Origin of the sequence: Bacillus cereus group sp. MYBK14-1, assembly GCF_051916885.1 — a bacterium.
Lineage (GTDB): Bacteria > Bacillota > Bacilli > Bacillales > Bacillaceae_G > Bacillus_A > Bacillus_A cereus.
In genome coordinates this window covers 176,873-201,247 of the sequence record NZ_JBQAHM010000008.1, presented here as the reverse complement: position 1 = coordinate 201,247, position 24,375 = coordinate 176,873, and the positions used below count along the sequence as shown (strand labels likewise).

Below are 24,375 nucleotides of genomic sequence, written 5' to 3'. Positions count from 1 at the left end.
CCCTAAATAGTTTCCGTCGGAAAAGGCACAAAAATTATAAATATGATTTGTACAATTAAGTAGTCGCTATGATTGTGTTTTGCCTGCAGGCTTTAATTATCGATGAATTCATATTCACCTAGTAACTCATCAAGCTCTTCTAGTGACATTTTATTGTAACCATAATCGGAAGCTGTTTTTTCGGATTCCGTTTGATTAATACAATGATCGATTATCATTTCAAGGTTCTCTTTATACTTTTGGTTAAAATCAGCAACTAAAAATTCAGAATATTCCCCTTCGTTGAAGGTAGTGTTTATTATTAATGTATCCTCTACAATTATTGAATTAATTTCTATAGAAGCATCTCTTGCATTTTCGCCACCTATACTTTCGCCAGGTGATAGCCATGATGCAGAAATTTCTTCATTGGTCGCTTTTTTACTCATTTCTCCCAAATAATTAAATAATATAGGTGCCGTTTCATCATTTAACAAATCTTGATCCTTTTTTAGGTATTTTAAAACCCCATATCCTATTCCGTTATTAGGAATTTTTCTTAAAGTCTCTTTTACCAATTTTATACTCATAGAAATTTCTTTTTCTTTACCTAAATCAAAATATACAGGGTATATTGTAGTAAACCACCCAATAGTTCTACTAACATCTATATTTTCAATGACTTCTTCTCTTCCATGACCTTCCATGAGAATTTTCAGCCTGTTTTCTCCTGTTAAATCTCTTACTGTTACTAACAAAGCCGCTAAAAGGATATCATTTATTTGAGTATTATATGTTTTGTTTGTTTCTCCCAATAACTTTTGAGTGTTCTCCTTATTTAGTGAAATGGTTAAGGTCTTGCTATTTTTATAATCGGTCACATCTATTTCTTCATTTTTCGCTAAAAAATCTACTTTCATTTTAGATATGTCTGCCCAATATTTTTTTTCTTTTAGAAGTTTATTACCTACCGCATAATCCATTAACTTTTCTGAAAACTCCTTAAATGAATCCGTTTTAAAACCTATATCAAGTTTTTCATTGAGATATGCTTGTTTGTATAACATTTCGAAATCTTCGAATAATATTCGCCATGATACTCCATCTATTACAAGATGATGGATAGTAATAAGCAAATGATCACCCTCATTTGTTCTAAAAATGCCAAGTTTTAATATTTTACCGTCAGTAATCGAAATTTCTTTTTGTATATTTGTTGCTAGTTGACCCACTATCTCCTGTTGATTATCTTGATTCTTAATATCATGGACATATAAATCAAAGAAATCCCCATTCAAATCACGATTATATTGAATAATTTCACCATTTTCCTCTTTATAAATCATTCGTAAAGCATCGTGTTTTTCACAAATTTTACGAAAAACCTTTTCTACAATCTGTTCTTCAAATCCATTTTTTCTATACAGCATAAATGATTGATTATAGTGATTTAGCTCTTTATTATTTAATGCTTCGTTTAATACAAAATGTCTTTTCTGTATTGGCATTAAAGGAACATTTCCCTGAATTATTTCATAGTTTTTCTTTACTCTCGATTCATTTTTTACATACTTACTAAGATTTTTAATTTTCGGGTTTTCAAATAAATCTTTAATTTTGAGTTTAAGATTCACTTTCGATAGTTTAGAAACTATTTGTAACGCTTTTATAGAATCTCCACCAACCTCAAAAAAACTATCGTTAATTCCAATTTTTTTAATACCCAAGACATCCTGCCAAGCTGATACAAGATGTTCTTCCACTTCATTTCGAGGCGCTTCATAATCTGTTCCCTTAGAAAGGTCCCCCTCTTGTACAAGAGGCAATGCTTTTCTATCTATTTTTCCATTCGGTGTAAGAGGCATTTTATCTAATTGAATGAAAAATGAAGGAATCATATAATCTGGTAAATAATTTGACAAGTAGTCTCTTAATTCACTTTTAGTTAGCTCCTCTTTAGCTATTATGTATGCACATAAATAGGTAAAACCAGCATTATCTTTCCGATCAATTACTACCGCCTGATTTATATTTTGATTACCTAATAGTTTAGCTTCAATTTCTCCTATTTCTACCCTAAACCCTCGAACCTTTACTTGATTGTCTATTCTTCCTAAAAACTCAATATTTCCATCTGAAAGCCATCTTGCCAAATCTCCTGTTTTATACATTTTTTCACCAGGTATAAAGCCATTTGAAACAAACCTTTCATGAGTAAGATCTGGCTTGTTTAAGTATCCTTTTGCAAGACCTTTTCCACCAATGTACAATTCACCATACACCCCTATAGGTTGTGGTTCTAATAAAGAGTTTAAAACATAATATTTTGTGTTATTTAATGGCTTTCCTATAGGAGTATTTACCATTTGTGGTATATAATCGTACTCTTCTTCATAATAGCTAGAATCAATAGTTGCTTCTGTAACTCCATAGCTATTAATTACTCTCATATTCTCCCCATATCTTTTAACCAAATTTTTGTACTCATGTATAGGACAGCTATCAGAACCTAATATTAATAATCGTAATGTCGTGAGATCAAAATTATTTTCATATACATAATTCATAAAAGGTATAATAAGACTTGGAGTGGATTCAAAAATATTAATCTTATACTTCTTAATTGTCTTATATAATAAATCCAGTTCTAGCTTGATATGACTCGGTACTATATACATTGTCCCACCATTTAATAAACTTCTACATAAGTCCCCTGCAAATACATCAAACGACATACTAGCCATTTGTAATAAATTCACTTCATACTTTGACAATTCATAGTGATCTCTCCAAGTGTAATGGGCATTAACCAAATTTTTATGCTCTACTAACACACCTTTAGGGTTTCCAGTTGTTCCTGATGTATATATGATATACACTAAATCATCTGGTGAATTAATATGATTCAAATTATCTTCATCGATATCATATATATCTATATGATTTATATTTACTACTTCACCGTAGGAACCATTTTTATCCGTTAGATGTTCTTGGGTAATAATAATGTCCACATTACTATCCTCAAGCATAAATTCTATTCTCTCTGTAGGGTATTCTGGATCTATCGGCAGATATGCTCCTCCAGCTTTTAGAACCCCCAATATTCCTACAAGCATTTCTACTGATCTATCCACCATTATTGCAACTATACTATTTTGTACAACACCTTTTTCTCTCAAAGTTCTAGCTAGTTTATTTGCTTTTTTATTCAATTCTTCATAGGTCAACTGCTTTTCTTCGAACACTACAGCTATATGATTTGGTATTTTTTTAACCTGCTCTTCAAAAAGTTCGTGTATAGTACCTATTGGATATTCAACAGCAGTATCATTAAACTTGTTTAATATTATTTCTCTTTCTTCTTGTGAAAGCAAATTTATTTCACTTAATTTTTGTTCAGGATTATTAACAATTTCTTTTAAGATATTAACTACATGATTTCCAATTCTTTGTATTGTTTCTTTTTTAAATAATTTTGTGCAATACTCTAAAATAAATTCTATATGATTTGTATTTTCAATTGCCGATAAACTTAAATCAAACTTTGCCGCTTTAAAATCAATGTCATACGGTTCGATTTTTAAGCCTTTTATATTCAACTCTAGATTATCTAAATTTTGAATAGAAAACATCGTATCAAACAATGCGTTTCTACTAATATCCCTTTTTAAGGCTAGCTTTTCAACTAACTCATCAAATTGATAATCTTGATTTTCATAAGCATTTAAGGTATTTTCTTTTACTTTCTTCAAATAATCAATGAATCTGCTGTCTGCTTTAGGACGATTTCTCATCACAAGAGTATTAACAAACATACCAATAGTATTTTTTAAATCATCATGTTGTCTTCCTGCAGTTGGTGAGCCAACTATAATGTCTTCTTGTCCCGTATATTTCGAAAGTAGCGTTGTATATGCTGCTAAAAGTAGCATATACATAGTAACTCCATTTTCCCTTGCAAACATTTTAAGCTTGTTTGTTAGTTCAGAATCTATTTCAAAACTTAATCTATCTCCCTCGCTACTTTGTATTTGTGGTCTTGGAAAGTCAGTTGGCATATTCAGAACTGGTATCTCATCCTCAAATACTTTAAGCCAATATTCCTCCTGTTTCTTTATATTATCACCGTTACAAAACTTTTCTTTCCATTCCGAATAGTCTTTATATTGAATTTCTAATGGTGCTAATTTTTTTTCTCCAAATATATCTGTTAACTCTTTCATTAAAATGCTCATTGATACTCCGTCTGAAATAATATGATGCATATCAAGCATCATGATATGCACATCCTGACTAACTTGTACGATTTCTACCCTTAAAAGAGGAGCTACCTCTAGATTAAAGGGTCTTATGAATCGCGCCACTCGTTCTGATACGTTCTCTTTCCCTAATTCACTATATTCAATTTTAAAATCTATTTCTTTTTCTATCTTTTGAACTGGTTCTCCATCAATCATTACAAAAGAAGTTCTTAATGCTTCATGTCTATCAATTAATGCTTTAAAGGCTTTTTCAAAAGTGTCCAATTGAAAGCGCCCCTTCATTTGTATAACAACTGGTAGATTGTAAGTAATTCCACTATCCTCTATTTGATTTAAAATATATAGCCTTTTTTGAGCCGATGAAAGATTATAAAATTGCTTTTCCTCAGCTTTCTTTATTTTTGAGTAAGTACTCGTTTCTTTCCCTTTTATATATTCGCCAATGCCTTTGATAGTAGGAAAATTAAATATTTGTTTTAATGGTATTTCAACATCTAATTCTTTGTGTATCTTTGATACCAATGAAAAAGCTTTTAGTGAATGTCCTCCAGCTTCAAAGAAGTTATGATTTATTCCAATTTTCTCTATACCCAAAACGTCCTTCCACACTAAAGCCAACTTCTCTTCTACTAGATTTCGAGGTGCTTCATAATGATCTTCTATAAATTTATTGAAATCTGGTTCCGGTAATGCTTTCACATCCACTTTTCCATTAAGTGTAATCGGCAATTTTTCCACCTCTATGAAATGCAAAGGAATCATGTAACCAGGAAGCTCTTTGGCAAGCAACTCTCTCACTTTATCTATGTTCAGTTCTTCATTCAAATCATTAACTGTAATAAATGCGCAAAGATATCTGTTTCCATCTATCCCCTCTTTATCAATTACTTTAGCTTCTTTTATGTTCGATTGTCTTAATAAGTGATATTCAATTTCTTCCAGTTCAATTCTAAAACCGTGAATTTTTACCTGATTATCTATTCTACCTAAAAATTCAATATTTCCATCAGGTAGCCATCTTACTAAATCTCCAGTCCGATACACCCGTTCTCCTAAACTAAAAGCATTAGACTTGAATTTTTCTTCAGTTAATTCTTTTTTATTTTTGTATCCTCGCGCTACACCTTCTCCACCTATATATAATTCACCAGGTATTCCTATCGGCAGTAATTGAGCGTTATTATCCAAAACATATAATTTATAATTGCTTAGTGGTTTACCTATAGGTACACTCATTCCCATACAATCATTGAAACTGACCTTATAATATGTTGCGCAAACAGTTGTTTCTGTAGGACCATATGAATTATAAACATCGGCAATCTCAATAATATTTTTTATATATTCATACTTTAAAACATCTCCACCACTAATAAATTTCATATTTTTATTAAGTATTAAATGCTTATTTTTATCAATTTCATTGAGTAACAGTGGTGAACAGCTTACTAAAGTCACATTATATTTTTCAATATTTTTAACTAGCTCATCTATGTTCAGATCACCAATTTTTTTACCAATGATTAATTTCCCTGAATTAGCCAAAATAGGAAATATTTCTTCCGTAAAAGCATCAAATGAAAATGAAACTACTTGTAATATAGAATCTTCTTCATTTAAAGGAATTTGTTTTGAAAATGCATAAATATAGTTAATAACGTTACGATGTGTAGTCATAACCCCTTTAGGCTTTCCACTAGAACCTGACGTATATATTAAATAAGCTAAATCAGATGAATGATTTAAATTTTCTAGGTTGTCCTTATTTAAAGAACTAATTTCTTCATCATTAAATAAAATACTTGGAACTGTTCTTACTTTGAATTGTAAGTGCTCCTGATTAACAACTAATTTTGCTTCACTATCTTTTAGCATATATTCAATTCTTTCTTCAGGATACTCAGGGTCAATTGGTAAATATGCTGCTCCAGCTTTTAAAATCGCCAATATACCTATTATCATTTCTGGGGATTTATCCGCCATAATTCCTATTACAGTATCCGGCTTTGCACCATTTTTTCTAAGCAACCTTGCCAGTCGATTTGCTTTTTCATTTAGTTGTGTATACGTTAATTGTTCCTCTTCAAATATAACTGCAATATGATTTGGTGTTTTTAGAACCTGCTCTTCAAATACATGGTTTAAGGTCTTATTTTTAGGAAATTCAGCCATAGTATCATTAAATTTGTGTAATATGATTTCCGTTTCTTCTTCTGAAAGTAAATTTATTTCTCCTAATTTAAGCCCCGGATTATTGGTAATTTCCTTTATTACATTTACTAAATGACCTGCAAGTCTTTTGATTGTTTCTTTTTTAAATAATTTTGTGCAATATTGCAAATCAAATTTCAAATGATCTGTATATTCTATCGCCGTAAGACTTAAATCAAATTTCGCCACATTAAAATCAATATCGCAAACCTCAGTGGTTACTCCATTTATATTAAACTCAAAATTATTTTGAGTTTGTATATCAAACATCGTATCAAATAATGCGCTTCTACTTGTTTCTTTTCTTAAATTTAGTTTCTCTACTAATGTATCAAATTGATATTCTTGATTCTCATAAGCATTTAATGTGTTTTCTTTTACTTGTTTTAAATAATCAATGAATTTAGTATCTGCTTTTGGATAACTTCTCATTGCAAGGGTATTGACAAACATGCCAATTGTATTTTTTAAATCATCATGTGTTCTTCCCGCAATTGGTGAACCAACTATTATGTCCTCTTGCCTTGTATATTTAGAAAGAAGCGTTTTATATACTGCTAAAAGAAGCATATACATAGTAACTCCATTTTCCCTTGCAAGAAATTTAAGTTTATTTGTTAGTTCAGAATCTATTTCAAAACCAAGCCTATCTCCCTCACTACTTTGTATTTGTGGTCTTGGAAAATCAGTTGGCATATTCAGAACTGGAATGTCACCCTCAAATACCTTGAGCCAATATTCCTCCTGCTGCTTTATGTTATCTCCTTTATAGTATTCTTTTTGCCATTCCGAATAGTCTTTATACTGAACTTTTAATGGCGCTAATTCTTTTTCTCTAACTAAATCAGCTAACTCCTTCATTAAAATGCCCATTGATACTCCATCTGAAATAATATGATGCATATCAAGCATCATGATATGCTCATTCTGATTAACACGTAAAATCTCTACCCTTAGAAGCGGTGCTATCTCTAAATCAAAAGGTCTTATAAATCGTGCCACTCGTTCTGATACGCTATCTTCTCCTAATTCACTATATTCAATTTTAAAATCTATTTCTTTTTCTATCTTTTGAACTGCTTCTCCATCAATCATTACAAAGGATGTTCTTAATGCTTCATGTCTATCAATTAGTGCCTTAAAAGCATTCTCAAAAACTTGCATTTGAAAATCGCCCACGATTTTGATAACTAAAGGAATATTATATGTCGTACCTTTAGATTCCAAATTATTTAAAATAAGCATCCTTTTTTGTGCCATTGATAAGGTATAACAATTATTTTCTGATTGTTTCGCTTTTGGAATTTCATTCTTTTTTTCTATATCTTCATTTTTTAAAGCTATAATAATTTTTTCTTTATATAACTTTATTTTTCCCTTTAATTCAGCTGTTATTAGTTCACGAGGTCCAATAATTTTTATCTTCCCTTGATTCTGATATAAGAAAATGTTTGATTTTTTCAAATCATTTATAAACCCTTTAATATCCATAACTAGAATCATTCCCTTCGCGGTGCCCATTCAATTTCTCACACTATTAGTAAATAACTAAAACAACTATCAAATTTCATATACATCTTTGAAATTCAAACCATTGGGCCTAGTTTAACTGCACAATCTATTCCTTTTTCTCTGCTGAGAAGAAGTATAGATTGTACAGTTTTCCTAGGATAAATCCCCTTTTCTTATAATTAAATCTTAAATCTCAAAACAATCAACATTATAGAAAATCTGCCTTTTTACACCTATTACTAATATCTTTTACCTCCAAAAGAAATGAATTTCATTTTAAACCGTTATACCTCTTCCTCAACATAATCATAAGAACTATTTTGACGATCATGTTCAGTTGATAGGATATAATTTGCTAAACCCATTACACTTGGATTCTCAAAGAAATTGTGAATGCTTATATCTGTATTTAAAACTTTATTAATAGCAGCAACAGCACTCATTAACTTCAGTGAATTTCCTCCTATTTCAAAGAAGTTATGAGAAATTCCAATAGATTTGATGCCTAGGATTTCTTCCCAAATTGAAATAATAGTCTCTTCTACAAAATTACTTGGTGCTACGTACTCTGCCTCAGTTGTTACATTCCCATCAGGCTTTGGTAATGACTTTCGGTCTACTTTCCCATTTGTAGTTAGCGGTAGCTTATCAAGTTGAACAAAAAATGCAGGAATCATATACTCTGGAAGCTTTTTAGTTAGATACTTTCTAATTTCTTGAATTATTAATTCATCTTTCCATGTTTCAGAAGTAAAGTAAGCGCATATATATTTTTCACCATGAATATCATCTCTTACGATAACAATAGCTTCCTTTACTTTTTTATATTTAAGTAGCTGACTCTCTATCTCACCAAGTTCAATCCTGAAACCACGAACTTTCACTTGATGATCTATTCTACCTAAGAACTCAATATTTCCATCAGACAACATCCTAACGAGATCCCCTGTTCGATACATTTTTTCTTCTGGTATAAATGGATTTGAGACAAACTTTTCTGCTGTCAAATCTGGTCGGTTTAAATATCCATGAGCCAATCCTGCTCCACTCAAACAAAGTTCTCCAGCTACGCCGATTGGAAGTAGTCTCTGATTTCCATCTACTATAAATGCTGAAGTATTTGCTAATGGCTTCCCAATTGGTATTGTGTCGAATTCTTCATTGATTTCATTTATACAATAATACGTAGCAAAAACAGTACTTTCTGTCGGACCGTATACATGAATCAGCTGATCTTTCCCTAAATACTCCAATGCTCGTTTTGTATGTGATACTGAAATTCTTTCACCACCAAAAAGGATTTTTCTTATATTAGATAGACACTCTATTTCTAAATCAACCAACGTATTAAATAAGGCTGTAGTTATAAACATAACACTAATTTTTTCTTCTTTTATTAATTTTGTTAGCTTATTTAAATTCAATACTGTATCTATTGATACCATCACTAATTTTGCACCATTTAACAATGCACCGTAGATGTCAAATACGGATCCATCAAAAGAATAATTTGAAAGCTGTAAAATAATATCATCTGCATCAATCTTAATATAGTTTGTGTCACGAACAACCCTTACTGCATTAGAATGTGATGTAACCACACCTTTTGGTACTCCAGTAGAGCCCGATGTATATATGATATAAGCTATGTTCCCAGAATCATTGATAGGAGCTAAATTCTCTTTACTCAATTGAAAATTCTCACTCTTATCTAAACTAACCATCTCTACATCCAATGAGGAATCATTAATGAACTTCTCCTGCGTTAATAGAATTTGAATATCACTATCTTGTATCATAAATTTGATTCTATCCTGAGGAGATTTAGGATCTATCGGCAAATAAGCTGAACCTGATTTTAAGATACCCATTATTCCAATTATCATCTCAGGGGATCTCTCAACCATAATTCCCACAATTGTATTTGCAGTAATCCCTTTATCTCGTAACCATCTAGCAACTTGATTAGACCTTTCATTTAATTCTTGATACGTCATTTTAGTGCCTTCAAATTCAACGGCAATATGATTAGGCGTTTTCTCTACCTGTTCCTCAAACAGCTGATGTATAGTCTTATCCTTCGGATAATTCGTCTTTGTATCATTAAATTTATACAATAATACATCTCGCTCTTTCTCTGGGATTATGTCTATCTCATTTAATTTCTTATCCTCATTTATAACAACTTGTTCCGTTACTTTTTTAAGATGCATTTCTATATTGTCTATTATTTCCTGTGGATAAATCTTTTCGTTATAAGTTAATTTTAATACTAACTGTTCTCCAGGAATTGCTACAATGTTGAATCCATAATTGGTTTGCTCTTCTCCCCTTATATTTTGACACATAAAACCTGTATTACTTTCTGCATGATTAAAACTACTATCATCCAGTGAATAATTTTGAAATACCATTACATGATCAATTAAATTTCTTTTTAGATCATGTAAAGATTGAATTTCAGCTAAATTTATATAGTTATATTTATTATTTTCTATTGATTCATCCTGGACATTTCTTAAAACCTCTTTAAAACTACTATCTTTTTCCAGTTTAACTCGAGTCGGAATTGTATTAATGAATAATCCTACCATCGCTTCAATTCCTTCTACTTTTGCCTCTCTTCCTGATACGACTGTTCCAAATACAACATCTTCTATATTATTGTACCTCGCTAAAAGAATGCCCCAAATTGCCTGCAGTACGGTATTAAAAGTAACTTGATTTCTATTTGCGAGTTGAATAATATTACGAGTCATTTCTTTTGAAAATTCTATCATTTTTTCTTTTCTTTTATATTCATTAACTTTATTCAAGATTTTAGGAACCTGTGCTTGTTCTTCATATCCATCCAAATAGCTCTTCCAATGTGCTAATCCTTCTTCTTTATCCTGTTCTTCCAGCCATCTTATATAATCACTATATGGTGTTGGCTCCGCTAAATGGCTATCTTCACCTTTCATCTTTCTTCCATAAACATCAAATAACTCACCTAATATAATCCCAAGACACCATCCATCTAACAATATGTGATGATGACTCCATACCAATTTATATGAATCCTGATTCATTTGAATTAAGCTAATTCTCATTAATGTGTCTTCACTTAAATTAAAGCCTTTTTGTTTATCATTTTGTAAATAATTCTCTATAAACTTTGTTTTCTGCTCAATGCTTTCGTCTTGAATATCATAATATTTGAAACCTACTTTTCTATCTTGAAGTATGACGTGTCTTGGTTCCTCCACTAATTCATACTCAAATGCTGCTCTTAATATTTCGTGTCTCCTCATTATTGTATTAAATGATTTTTCTAAAATATCTACATCTACAGTCCCTTTTATATCCATTACAATTTGTTCAAAATACATACTAGAATTTTTATCTTCTAATGCGTGGAATAACATCCCTTTTTGCATGTTTGCTAACGGATATATTTTCTCAATAATAAAACCATTGTATTTTTCTTTTATTTCTTCAAGTTCTTCTAATGTAATATTTATATCTCCATAATCAAAAGGTGTTTGGTCTGGTTCTACTTTATTCGCACAGTGATTAATTATCATTTCAAGACTTTCTTTATATTTCTGATTTAAGTCCTTTATCATTTTTTCACTGTATTCTAATTTATTAAATGTTGTATGAATAACCAATTCACCATTTAAAACCATTGAATTCATTTCTATAGATGTATTCCTATTAATTTTCTTACCCACTGTTTCACCTATAGACCATTTCGATGCAGAGAATTCTCTCCTGTTAATATCTTGATCCAATTCACCTAAATAGTTAAATGAAATTGGTGCCTTTTCTTCATTCATAAATCCCTTATCTTTTGCTAAATGTTTTAATACCCCATAACCTATTCCTTTATTTGGTATTTTTCTCAAAGTTTCTTTAACTGTCTTTATGTTGGTCGAAAGTTCATTTTCATTCCCTATATCTAAAAGCACTGGATACATCGTCGTGAACCAGCCAACAGTCCTATTGATTTCGAAATTCTCTATTACGTCCTCTCTTCCATGCCCTTCCATATTTACTTTTAGCTTGTATTTCCCCGTCAATTCTCTGGTTCCAACTGCTAAAGCTGTTAATAAAATATCATTTATTTCTGTGTTATATGCCCTATTTGTATTTCTAAGTAAAGATGTAGTGAGTTCTTTATCTAATGTAATACTTACTGTACTACTATTTTCAAAGTTGTTTTTTGTGATTTCTTTCTTTTTAGGGATAAACTGTACATTCTCTTTTGATATACTTGTCCAATATTCCCTTTCTTTCATTAATTCCCTACTCACGCTATAAGCTTTTAACTTTGATGCAAATTCTTTATAGGAATCTGTTTTGAATCCTATTTCTAGCTTTTCACCCTTTTCTAGTTGTGAATATAAAGTCTCCAAATCTTCGAGTAGGATTCTCCATGATACTCCATCCACTACAAGGTGATGAATCGCAATCAGAAGATGATCTCCTTCATCAGATTTAAATATACAAAGCTTTACAAGTTTACCTTCTTTAATATCCATCTCTTTTTGAATATTTGTAGCAATTTCATATACCTTCTCTTCCTTATTCTCAACACCCTTAACATCATGAATATATAAATCAAATAGGTTCTTGTCATAACCTCTATTATATTGAATTATTTCTCCCTCTTTTTCTTTATATATCATGCGTAAAGCATCATGATGTTCCATAATTTTATTAAATACTTCTTCTATCTGTTTTTCATCAAATCCATTTTCTCTAAATAGCATGAACGATTGATTAAAATGATGTATCTCTTCTTGGTTTTTCTCAAAATACCAACTTTGTATCGGCGTTAATTCTACTTCCCCATTTACTATTTCATGAACCTTTTGTTCTTTCTTTTCTCGTTTTATATATTTTCCAAGATTTTTAATTTTTGGATTTGCAAATAAATCTTTCATTTCTAGTTTAAGACCAATTCTAGATAATCTAGATATAATTTGGATTGCCTTAATGGAATCTCCTCCAGATACAAAGAAATTATGATTAATCCCTATATCCTCTATCCCAATAATACTTCTCCAAATTTCAACGAGCTTTTCTTCCACTTCATTTCTCGGTTCCTCATACTCTACCCCAGTATTAATACTTCCATCTGGTTCAGGAAGTGCTTTTCTGTCTACTTTCCCGTTCGTTGTCAACGGAAGTTTATCTAATTTCACAAAATATCCAGGAATCATATAATCCGGAAGTTTCTGTTCTAAATATTCTCGAATTTCCCTTGCATGTAATTCTTTTTGTGAAACGATATACGCACATAAATATTGATTACTTTCCTTATCTTCTCTAGCTATAACAATCGTTTCTTCGATATCTTGATGAGTTGACAGTTGACTTTCTATTTCTCCAAGTTCAATTCGATAACCACGTATTTTCACCTGATGATCTATCCGTCCTAAAAATTCTATATTCCCATCAGGTAACCACCTTGCAAGATCTCCAGTTCGATACATAGATTTACCGTTATTAAATGGATTTTCAATAAACCTTTCAGCTGTTAATTCTAGATTATTCAAATATCCTCTTGCTATCCCCTCACCTGATACACACAGTTCCCCAGCTACTCCAATTGGCTGAAGATTATTTCCCTTGTCTAATATATATATATTAGTGTTTAAAATTGGTTTTCCAATCGGAATTACCTTATCACCGCTTATTTGATCAAACTCAATTCTATAACTTGTGGAATCTACACAACACTCTGTAGGCCCATAAACATTTGTGATATTAGGTTTAAAATCAGCAAACTTTCCAAATAAACCTTTTATTAAATAAGGCGTTAATGCCTCTCCTCCTACAATAAATTCTTTAATTTCTAATTCTTGTTCTATTTTATTTACATAGCTAAGCATTGTTAAATGTGCCGGAGTAGCATCGGATACATGTATTTTATTTGTTGCATAATACTCAATTAAACTCATTGCATTCCAACTTACTTCCTTTGGCACAACAAATAAGGTATGTCCTAAAAGTAATGTGGCAAATATTTGTTTCACCGATGCATCAAATATAAATGGTGCTAGCAACGCGACATTAACATTAGTATTGAACCTTTTATAAATTACATCATTTAACCCATTGACTAAGTTATTTACACTATTTTGTTCTATCATTACCCCTTTAGGATTCCCTGTAGAACCTGATGTATATATTACATAAGCTAAATTTCGAGGACTATTTATTTTACTGATATTCGTTCTATTTTCTTTATATTTTAATTTATCTAATTGTATAATTTGTCCATGAAAAGATATATCGCTATGAACCTCATTCGTTACGCATAGTATCTCTATATGGCTATTACGTAACATATATTCTTTTCTTGTCCTAGGATAAGTTGGATCAATCGGTAAATAAGCTCCTCCAGCTTTTAAAATCCCCATTATACCTACTATCATTTCAATAGAGCGTTCCACCATTATTCCCGTTACTACGTCAGGACCAACTCCTTTTTCGCGAAGTATATGCGCAAGGCTATTTGCCCTTTCGTTTAGCTCTTTATATGTTATACTTTGATTTTCAAAAACAAGTGCCACATTATTAGGTGTCTTCTCTACCTGTTCTTCAAAAAGCTCTGGAAGTGTTTTTTCTTTAGCATATTTTCCTTTTGTATTATTAAATTCGTTTAATAACTTACTTTTTTCTTTCTCTGTTAATATATCTATTTCACTTAATTTCTGTTCTGGATTTTCTACTACTTCTCTTAAGACGTTTATAAAATGCTCTAAAAACCTCTCTATTGTTTCCTTTTTATAGAGAGCCGTACAGTATTCAATTTCTAATCCTAATCCATCCTCTAACTCACTTACATGTATAGTAATATCAAACTTAACTATTTTCCTCTGATCTTCTAACATGCTAACCTTTAGTCCATCCAAATTTAATAGCATATTATCAGTGTGTTGAAATACCAGCATCGTATCAAATAGTGGATTTCTTGAAATGTCTCTTCTCACATTTACCTTTTCTACCAATTCTTCAAATTGATAATCCTGATTTTCATATGCTTTCAATGTATTTTCTTTTACTTCTTTTAAGTACTCTCTAAAAGATCTATTGCCCTTTGGATAATTTCTCATCGCAAGGGTATTCACAAACATTCCCATTACATTATTTAAATCTACATGTTTTCTTCCTGCAATTGGTGATCCGACTACTATATCCTCTTGCCCTGAATATTTAGAAAGCAAAGTCGTGTATCCTGCTAACATCAGCATATACATAGTAACTTCATTTTCTGTAGCCAACTTGTTTAACTGATTATAAGTTTCACTATTGATTTTTAAATTGATTCTATCTCCAGCAAAACTTCTTCTTTTTGGCCTTTTATAGTCCGTTGGCATATTTAGTACTGGTACTTCTTCATTGAACACATTCATCCAATACTTTTCTTGCTTTGTGATTTCTTCTTGAGTAAACAAGCCTCTTTGCCACGCAGAATAATCTTTATATTGAATGCTTAATGGAGATAATTTTTGACCATTATATAATTCAGCTAATTCCTGCATGAAAATCCCCATTGATACACCATCTGAAATGATATGATGCATATCTAATACCATCACGTGCTCATCATCTGTAACATGTATGATTTCAACCCGTAAAAGAGGAGCCTTCTCCAAATCAAACGGTTTAACAAATCCATTGATTATATCATCTAGCTTATTGGTACCCATTTCTCTATACGTCACTTGGAAATTTATGTCTTTTTTGATCTTTTGAACTGGTTCACCATCTACCATTACAAAAGAAGTTCTTAAAGCTTCATGTCTTTCGATTAATTTATGGAAAGCCTGTTCAAGCTGATGAACATCCAAATCACCTTTTATTTTCATAGCGAAAGGCATATTATAAGATACTCCGCTACCCTCTATTTTGTTTAAAATGTAGAGTCTTCTTTGGGCAGATGAAAGCGGATAATAATCTTGTTCTTCTACTTTTTTGATGGATGCATATACACTTTCTTTTGTAGAGTTAATAAATTCTCCAATCCCTTTTATAGTAGGTGCTTGGAATATTTGTCCTAAAGGTATCTCCACCATAAGTTCCTTATGGATTCTAGAAACCATCGTAGTCGCTTTCAGTGAATGGCCTCCAATTTCAAAAAAGTTGTGTTGAATTCCTATGTTTTCTATATCTAAAATATCTTGCCAAATGGATACAAGCTTTTCTTCGACTGTATTCCTTGGTGCCTCATACTCTACTACTCCCGCAACCGAACTTTCATCAGGACTTGGTAAAGCCTTTCGATCCACTTTCCCATTTGTAGTAAGTGGTAGCTTGTCTAGCTGAACAAAAAAAGCAGGAATCATATACTCTGGTAACTCTTTTGCCAAAAACTTTCGAATTTCTTGAACCCTAATCTCATCCTTCGATGTTTCGGAAGTAAAGTATGCACATAAATATTGATGATTATTACTATCTTCTCTTGCGATAACAACAGCTTCTTTTACTTCCTTATGTTTTAGAAGTTGACTCTCTATCTCACCCAGTTCAATCCTGAAACCACGAATTTTCACTTGATGGTCAATTCTTCCTAAAAACTCAATATTTCCATCAGGTAACATTCTCACAAGGTCTCCTGTTCGATACATCCTTTCCCCTGGAATGAATGGATTTGGAACAAACTTCTCCGCTGTGAGCTCTGGTCTATTTAAATAACCACGGGCCAAACCTTCTCCGCTGATACAAAGCTCGCCTGGCACTCCCAATGGACAAAGCCCATTAGATTCGTTTAAAATAAAAACTTTTGTATTACATATTGGTTTTCCTATCGGTATATTGTCATAAGAATTTTCTATAATAAAGCTTGTTGTTACTACTGAATTCTCTGTAGGACCATAGTTATTAACAATCTGGTAACTTTTATTTTCAAAATAATTTAGTTTATCTCCACCTGTTAATAATCTTCTTAAAGATGTATTTTCAAGCATTAAAAATTGTTCACATACTTGTGTAGGTAAAAAGCTTATTGAAATCTCTTTTTCAATAAAATATTTGTTTAATTTCGTAATATCTAATTTTAAATTATCATTTATAATATGAATCTCTGAACCCGCTATGATATAAGGAAATACTTCCCAAGCAAATGCATCAAAACTTATACTTGCATAACTAGCATTTTTATCAGTTTCACTTATTTCATTGAAGGAATTATGCCAATTACATAAGTTCACCAATGAATGATGCTCCACCATAACTCCTTTTGGCTTTCCAGTAGAACCAGATGTATAAATGACATAGACTAAATCTTTACTGCTGCTATCAATACGTAAGTTCTCGGTTCCGTATTTAAACAAATGCTCATTATGAATATTAATAATGCTAATATCATCAACTTCTGTACAATCAACTAAATTAATTAATTTATCCTGGGTCAATAATATTTCAGTTTGACTATCTTGAAGCATATATTTAATTCTATCTATAGGATATGTAGGATCAATTGGTAAATACGCACCACCAGCTTTTAAAATCCCCATAATTCCCACAATCACATCAACCGAACGTTCTAATAATATTCCTACTATTTTATCAGAACCAACACCATTTTCTCTTAACGCTCTTGCCAATTGATTAGATTTTTCATTTAACTCCCTATATGTCAATTGCTTATCTTCAAAAACAACTGCAATGCTATCTGGCGTTCGTTCTACTTGTTCTTCAAATAACTTGTGTATTAACTGGTTTTTAGAGAAATCTACATTTGTATCGTTATGTTCATACAATAAAAAGCGCTTTTCTTCTTGTGGGATCATATCTATTTTATTTACACTTATCGAAAGATTTCCTGATATTTCCCTCAGAATATTAATATAATTTTCTGTCATTCTTAATATTGTGTCTCTTTCGAATAATCCAGTACTATATTCGACATTTAACACGATCTCATCGTCATAATCTAAGATATTAAAAGTGATATCGAATTTTGCATTATCTAATTCAAATATAATTGGACTAAGATTTAAAGCACCTTGCTTCTTAGTAAATAATTTAGCGTCTTCCAATACAAACATGGTATCAAATAAAGGGTTTCTATTAGAGTCTCTTTCATAGTCTATACTGCGAATTAGTTCGTCAAACTGATACTCTGAGTTTTCAAATGCTGTAATTGTATTTTCTTTTACCTGTTCCAAAATTTCTTTAAAACTTTTTGTAGCATCTATATTGTTTCTTAAAGCAATAGTGTTAACGAACACACCAAAAATATTTTGTAAATCTTGATGTAACCTACCTGATGCAGCTGTTCCGACAACAATATCAGTTTTTCCAGTATATTTGTGAAGTAATATATGATAAGCGCTAAGCATAAGCATATATAAAGTTGACCCTGTATCCTTAGCTACCCTTCTTATCTGTTCAGATAACTCTTTTTCTATATGAAAGTACGCATTTTCTCCTGCAAAGGTATCAATATTTTCTTTTCTATAATCATAAGGTAATTCTAATTTAGGTGGCAGATGACTGTATAAATTCAGCCAATATTGCTCTTGTTTTTTTATAGCATTAGATTGATTATACGTATTATTCCATTCTACATAATCCTTGTATTGTATATTTATCTTAGGTAGATCAAGATTGTTATATAAATTGAGTATTTCATTCATAAATATTCCTTGTGATACCCCATCTGCTATTATGTGATGGAAGTTAACAACCAATATATGCTTCTCTACTCCGATTTTAATTAGTTTAGCTCTCATTAATGATGGTTTACTTAAATCAAAAGGCTTTGTTGATTCCTTACACATTTTACTAGTTAAATCTCTTACATCTTCATCATCTGTTACGACTATATCTAAACATTGGTATTCCAAATCAAAATCAACTTTATCATAAACCCTTTGAACTAATTCATTATCTAATACTTCAAATCCTGTTCTCAGGATTTCATGTCTATCTATAAATTTTCTAAATGCATTTTCAAGTCTATTACATTCGATTTCACCTTCGACAAGTAACGCCATAGGAATATGATATGCTCCTCTATTATTTTCCATCATAGAAAGCATGTACATTCGTTTTTGAGAAGGCGATGTAGCATAATAATCCTTTTTTGATACCCTTTCAATCATATTTCCCTTATGATTGTCTTGGCTATTTTTCAAATATTGATCTAATACTTTTATAGTGTCATTTTTAAATATTTCTCCTATAGGCACCTCTATATTCATTCTCTTTTTAATTTCAGTAACAATCGATATCGCTTTTAATGAATCTCCGCCTATTTCATAGTAATTAGTATCTATTCCTATGTTTTCTATTCCAAATACATCTTTCCATATATCTAATATTTGGGCTTGAATTTCATTTTCTGCTTCTTCACATTTAGTTGCTGCAACTTCATCTAGTTCATGATCTTTTATTAATTCCCCCAAAATACTCTTATTTACTTTCCCATTTACAGTCAATGGTATTTCATCTATTTTGAAAAATCTTGATGGAATCATATAATTTGGGAGCTGATTTTGCAAATATTGTTTTAGTTCATTTGGGTTTATGTCTTCATCTGAAACTACAAAAGCATACAGGCTTTTCATTTTATTATCGTTTGTATAGTCAATTACTACTGTTTTATTTACACCTTCATATTTGATTATACAATTTTCAATTTCCCCTAATTCTACCCTATAGCCCCTTATCTTAACTTGACTGTCTTTTCTTCCTAAAAATTCGACATATCCGTCCTCTTTTAACACACCATAATCACCAGTTTTGTAAATATACCCTAATTCTTCGTGCGAAATAAATGACATCTTAGTTTTTTCAATATCATTTATATACCCACTTGCTACTCCCACTCCACCAATGTACAATTCTCCCTCTACATCTACGGGACACAATTGCTTATTTTGATTTAATACATAAATTTTCTGGTTAGCCAACGGCATTCCATAAGGTATACTTTTCCAATCACCCTTAATTTCCTTAATAGGGTAATATATGGACCATATTGACCCCTCAGTTGCTCCACCTAAGCTAATAACTTCCGCATTTTTGAAAGTTTTCTTTATCTTCTGAGGAAGTTCCAGCGGTATCCAGTCCCCACTAAGCAATACAAGCCTTAGACTATCATCCTGCTCACTATCATTATATAAGTCCACTGTCAGTTCCATAATTGCTGGAACTGAGTTCCAAATTGTGATTCCTTCTTTCTTTACAACTTTTTTTAGGTTATATACATCCCTTTGATCATCTATAATTACAAGGGCCGCTCCACAGCTCAATGCACCAAAAACATCATAAACTGACAAATCAAAGCACAGTGAAGAAATCCCCATAATTTTATCATTTTCTGTCACACAGAATTTTTCGTTAATATCTATAATTGTATTTGTTGCTGCACCATGAGTTATTTGAACTCCTTTAGGTTTTCCTGTACTACCAGAAGTAAAAATAACATATGCCATATCTGTTTCATCTACTTTTATATTGACTTCATCACCAGAATATTCCCTAATATTTTCATCTTTATAGGTAGAAGGTGTTATAAAGAACTTACAATTACTTTTCTTTTTTATATATTCTTTTCTTTCTTCAGGATAATCAGGATCAAGCGGTATATATGCTGCTCCAGCCTTTAAAACAGCAAACAAATTTATAATGGTATCTATACATCGCTTACCTATCACACCAATGTAATCACCTTTTCTAACTCCCTTATCCATTAAGTATCTTGCAATTTGATTCGATTTTTCATTTAGTTCTTTATAAGTTATCGAATCATCATGATGAATTACAGCTACCTTATCTGGTACTAGTTTTGCTCGATTCACAAACATTTCATGTAAAGTACACTTATCAAACTTTTTGTTTGTATCATTATAGGTTTCAATAACTTTTATGCTATTCTCACTAAGGTTAATACCTGACACTTGATCATTAAATATAACCTGATTTAATACATTTATATATTGTTCAAACATTGATTTAATAACATTGATCTCAAATAATTGTTCAACGTAATCCCATGTAATATATAAACCTCCATTTAATTCATAAACTTGGTTATCTATATAAACTTGGGATGTTCTTGTACTAAAAAATTTAATCTTTTCAAAATCTATCAAATGATCAAATGAATCATCTGAGTCCTCACTTAATACACTTGTAAATACAATAGGCATTATAGCTTGATTAACCATTCTATGTTTTTTCCCAATAGCTCTTATAAAATCCACACCATCATAATGTCTATGTTCAAGGGCTTCTAACAATGTATCCTGTACCTTCGCAGCAAATTCCCAAAATGACTCAATACTATCTTTCGCATTAATATCTAATAACATTAGAGTTGTGAAATCCCCAATGATTTTTTTTACGTCTTGATGAAACGGTATCCGATTAAAAACAGTTAAATTTACTGCAAATTGACTCTGATTACTCCAATATGCTAAGACATAAGCATATGCAGCACATAAAACCGATGTAGGGGTAAGATTTTTTTCTCTTGCTTTTTGTTTTAATTTATTCCATGTTTCACGTTCTAAAAATTCCGAACATTTATTGAATGTAGGTTTCTCAATTTCTAATGGGTTGCATTTTAAAGGCAATGCTGGTGCACTTGGGAAATTATCCAATTTATTTAACCAGTACTTCTCATCTTTTTTATATCGATTAGATTGCCTAAATTCATTGGTTGCTAAAACATAGTCTCTAAAATTATACTCCAGCTCAGGCAGCTGCAGACTTGGCTGATTGTAAAACATTTTAAATTCCTTGATTAATATTTTCATACTACTGTCATCACAAATTAGCGGATCTATATTTAAACAAAAATATTTTTGATTATTGGGTAATATAAATGCTTTTATCTCAAATAATGGCCAAGTACTTGGATCTATGATTTTAGCTATCATTTTTTGTCTTTGTTCCAATATACGTATCATTATATCTTCTTGATTTAAATTCCTTACATCTACTGTGTCTACAGAATAAAGAAGTTCTCCTTCTAAGATTCTTTGTGTTCCATTTTCAAAAACTATTGTTCTTAGTATTGGATGTCTATTAATTAATTTTTGTAATGCACTATTAAACCTATCTATATTAATATCTATTTCAAATTCAACCGTTAAATTTGTAGCTGCTCCACCAATTTCAAAAGCCGGATCTCTACCTATTAAATAGGCTAATTGTATACCTGTAAGTGGGAAAGGTTCATGTAAATTCTTTAAATCTGTAGTTTTTGTAAATTGTCGGTTCTCTATAATTTCTCCCTTGTTTGTTTCGATGTAAGCACTTATTTTCTTTATTGTAGATAATCTAAACAGTTCCTTTAATGGTAAATCAACACTTAACCTGTCATTCATTTTAGATAAAAGCTCCATTGCGTTTATCGAATGCCCACCAAGAACTGCAAAACTGTCATTAATACCAACTTTATTTATATTCAAAGTTTCCTGCCACATTAAAACGAGCTGTTTTTCAATCTCATTTCTTGGTTCCTCATATTCAACCTCGGTATTAAAACTTTGATCTGGTTCAGGTAAAGACTTTTTATCTATTTTTCCATTTGCTGTTAACGGCATTTTATCTAACTTAAGAAAATAAGTAGGAATCATATAATCAGGTAACTTTTCACCTAAAAATTTTCTTAATTCTTCAACAGTAACTTCTCCTACTAATGTTAGATATGCACAAATATAATTGCTCTTGTCCTTTTCTTCTCTTGCTACAACTACAGTTTCTTTTACATTTGGATGCTTTAATAACTGACTCTCTATCTCTCCAAGTTCAATCCTAAATCCCCGAACCTTTACTTGATGGTCAATTCTTCCTATAAATTCAATATTCCCATCAGGTAACCACCTAGCCAAATCTCCTGTGTGGTATAAACGCTCTCCTTCTGCAAATGGGTTTTTAACGAATTTCTCTAATGTTAGCTGCTCATTATTTAAGTACCCTTTAGTTAATCCATCACCAGAAATACAAAGTTCTCCAGGTTCACCAATAGGAAGTAAATTTTTCTTTTCATCTACTATGTAAACTGAAGTATTTGCTAACGGTTTACCTATAGGTAGAGTGTCAACATCCTCATCTATTTCATTTATAAAGTAATATGTGGCAAAAACAGTACTTTCCGTTGGTCCGTATACATGAATGAGTTTATCTTTCCCCAGAAATTCTAATGCTTTTCTTGCATGGGAGACTGAAATTCTTTCTCCACCAAATAATATTTTTCTCATATTGATTAAACAATCTATTTTCATATCTACAAGCGCATTAAATAAAGCAGTTGTAATAAACATCACGTTTATGTTTTCTTGCTTAATTATATTTCCAAGCTTATTTATATCCGTGACTGTATCTTTTTCTATCACTACTAATTTCGCCCCATTTAACAGAGCACCATATATATCAAAAACTGATCCATCAAAAGAATAATTCGAAAGCTGCAGAATGGTATCATTATTTTTTATTTCTATGTAATTTGTATTTCGAACGACTCTGATAGCACTATAATGCGAAATGATAACTCCCTTTGGTATTCCAGTAGAACCCGATGTATAAATAATATAAGCTGTATCATCAGGACGATTTACATGTTTCAGATTATCTGTACTTAAGTCACTTGAATCTAGCTCGTCCAAATTGATTATTTCTAAATCATATTCGATTTTCTTAACGAATTTCTCTTGAGTCAATAAAATCATGGTATGACTATCCCGTAACATATAGTCAATTCTTGCTTTTGGAGTATCAGGATCAATTGGGAGGTAAGCTGCTCCAGATTTTAAAATACCCATTATTCCAATTATCATTTCAAGTGATCTATCAATCATTAATCCTATAATAGCATCTGTATTAACACCCTTATTCCTTAACATCCTTGCTAATTGATTGGATTTCTCGTTAAGTTCCCTGTATGTGAGTTGTTTATCTTTAAACACAACTGCAATATTTTCAGGTGTTCTCTCCACTTGTTCTTCAAGTAGCTGGTTTATGGTCTTATTTCTTGGATATTCGGTTTTTGTAGAATTGAATTTATTTAATATCATATCTTGCTCTGCTACTGTAATCTCATCGTAAGTTCTTATACCACCCTTGTTTATTTCACCAGAATTCTTAATAGACATGTTGGATTTCCCCTTTTTTAGTAATTATCCATTACCAAAATTATTTATTATTTTATTACTGTTAAAAATATAGAGAATGAATTAAATAAAAAATTCATCGTTCATAACAAGGTATACAATCCCCCTCTATTTAGAAGTTACTAAAAGGAATTCTATAAAAAAATTTAACTTACTACGAGAAAAATTTCCTTATTTTCATGCAAAAAACATATGATAAAAATTTATCTAAAAAATTAAAATAATCAGAAATTTATACAGTAATTTAATTAAAGACAAATATTAAACCTCATATCACAAGTTAC

General features: G+C 31.0%; 2 protein-coding genes. Both read right to left on the bottom strand.

The genetic code is table 11. The annotated features are described in order from the left end of the window. Positions 1-92: 92 nt before the first annotated feature. Positions 93-7,946 carry an amino acid adenylation domain-containing protein gene (locus ACTFR3_RS20630; RefSeq protein WP_440044775.1) on the bottom strand — a complete coding sequence of 2,618 codons (7,854 nt, stop codon included), beginning with the start codon at positions 7,944-7,946 and terminating at the stop codon, positions 93-95. A 305-nt stretch (positions 7,947-8,251) separates the two neighbouring features. Next, complete coding sequence (locus ACTFR3_RS20625) at positions 8,252-24,073, bottom strand: amino acid adenylation domain-containing protein (RefSeq protein WP_440044774.1); 15,822 nt, start codon at positions 24,071-24,073, stop codon at positions 8,252-8,254. Between the last annotated feature and the right edge of the window lie 302 nt (positions 24,074-24,375).

Coding starts and splice junctions, on each gene's coding strand:
- ACTFR3_RS20630 (WP_440044775.1), bottom strand. CDS start 7,946: ATGGATATTAAAGGGTTTATAAATGATTTGAAAAAATCAAACATTTTC.
- ACTFR3_RS20625 (WP_440044774.1), bottom strand. CDS start 24,073: ATGTCTATTAAGAATTCTGGTGAAATAAACAAGGGTGGTATAAGAACT.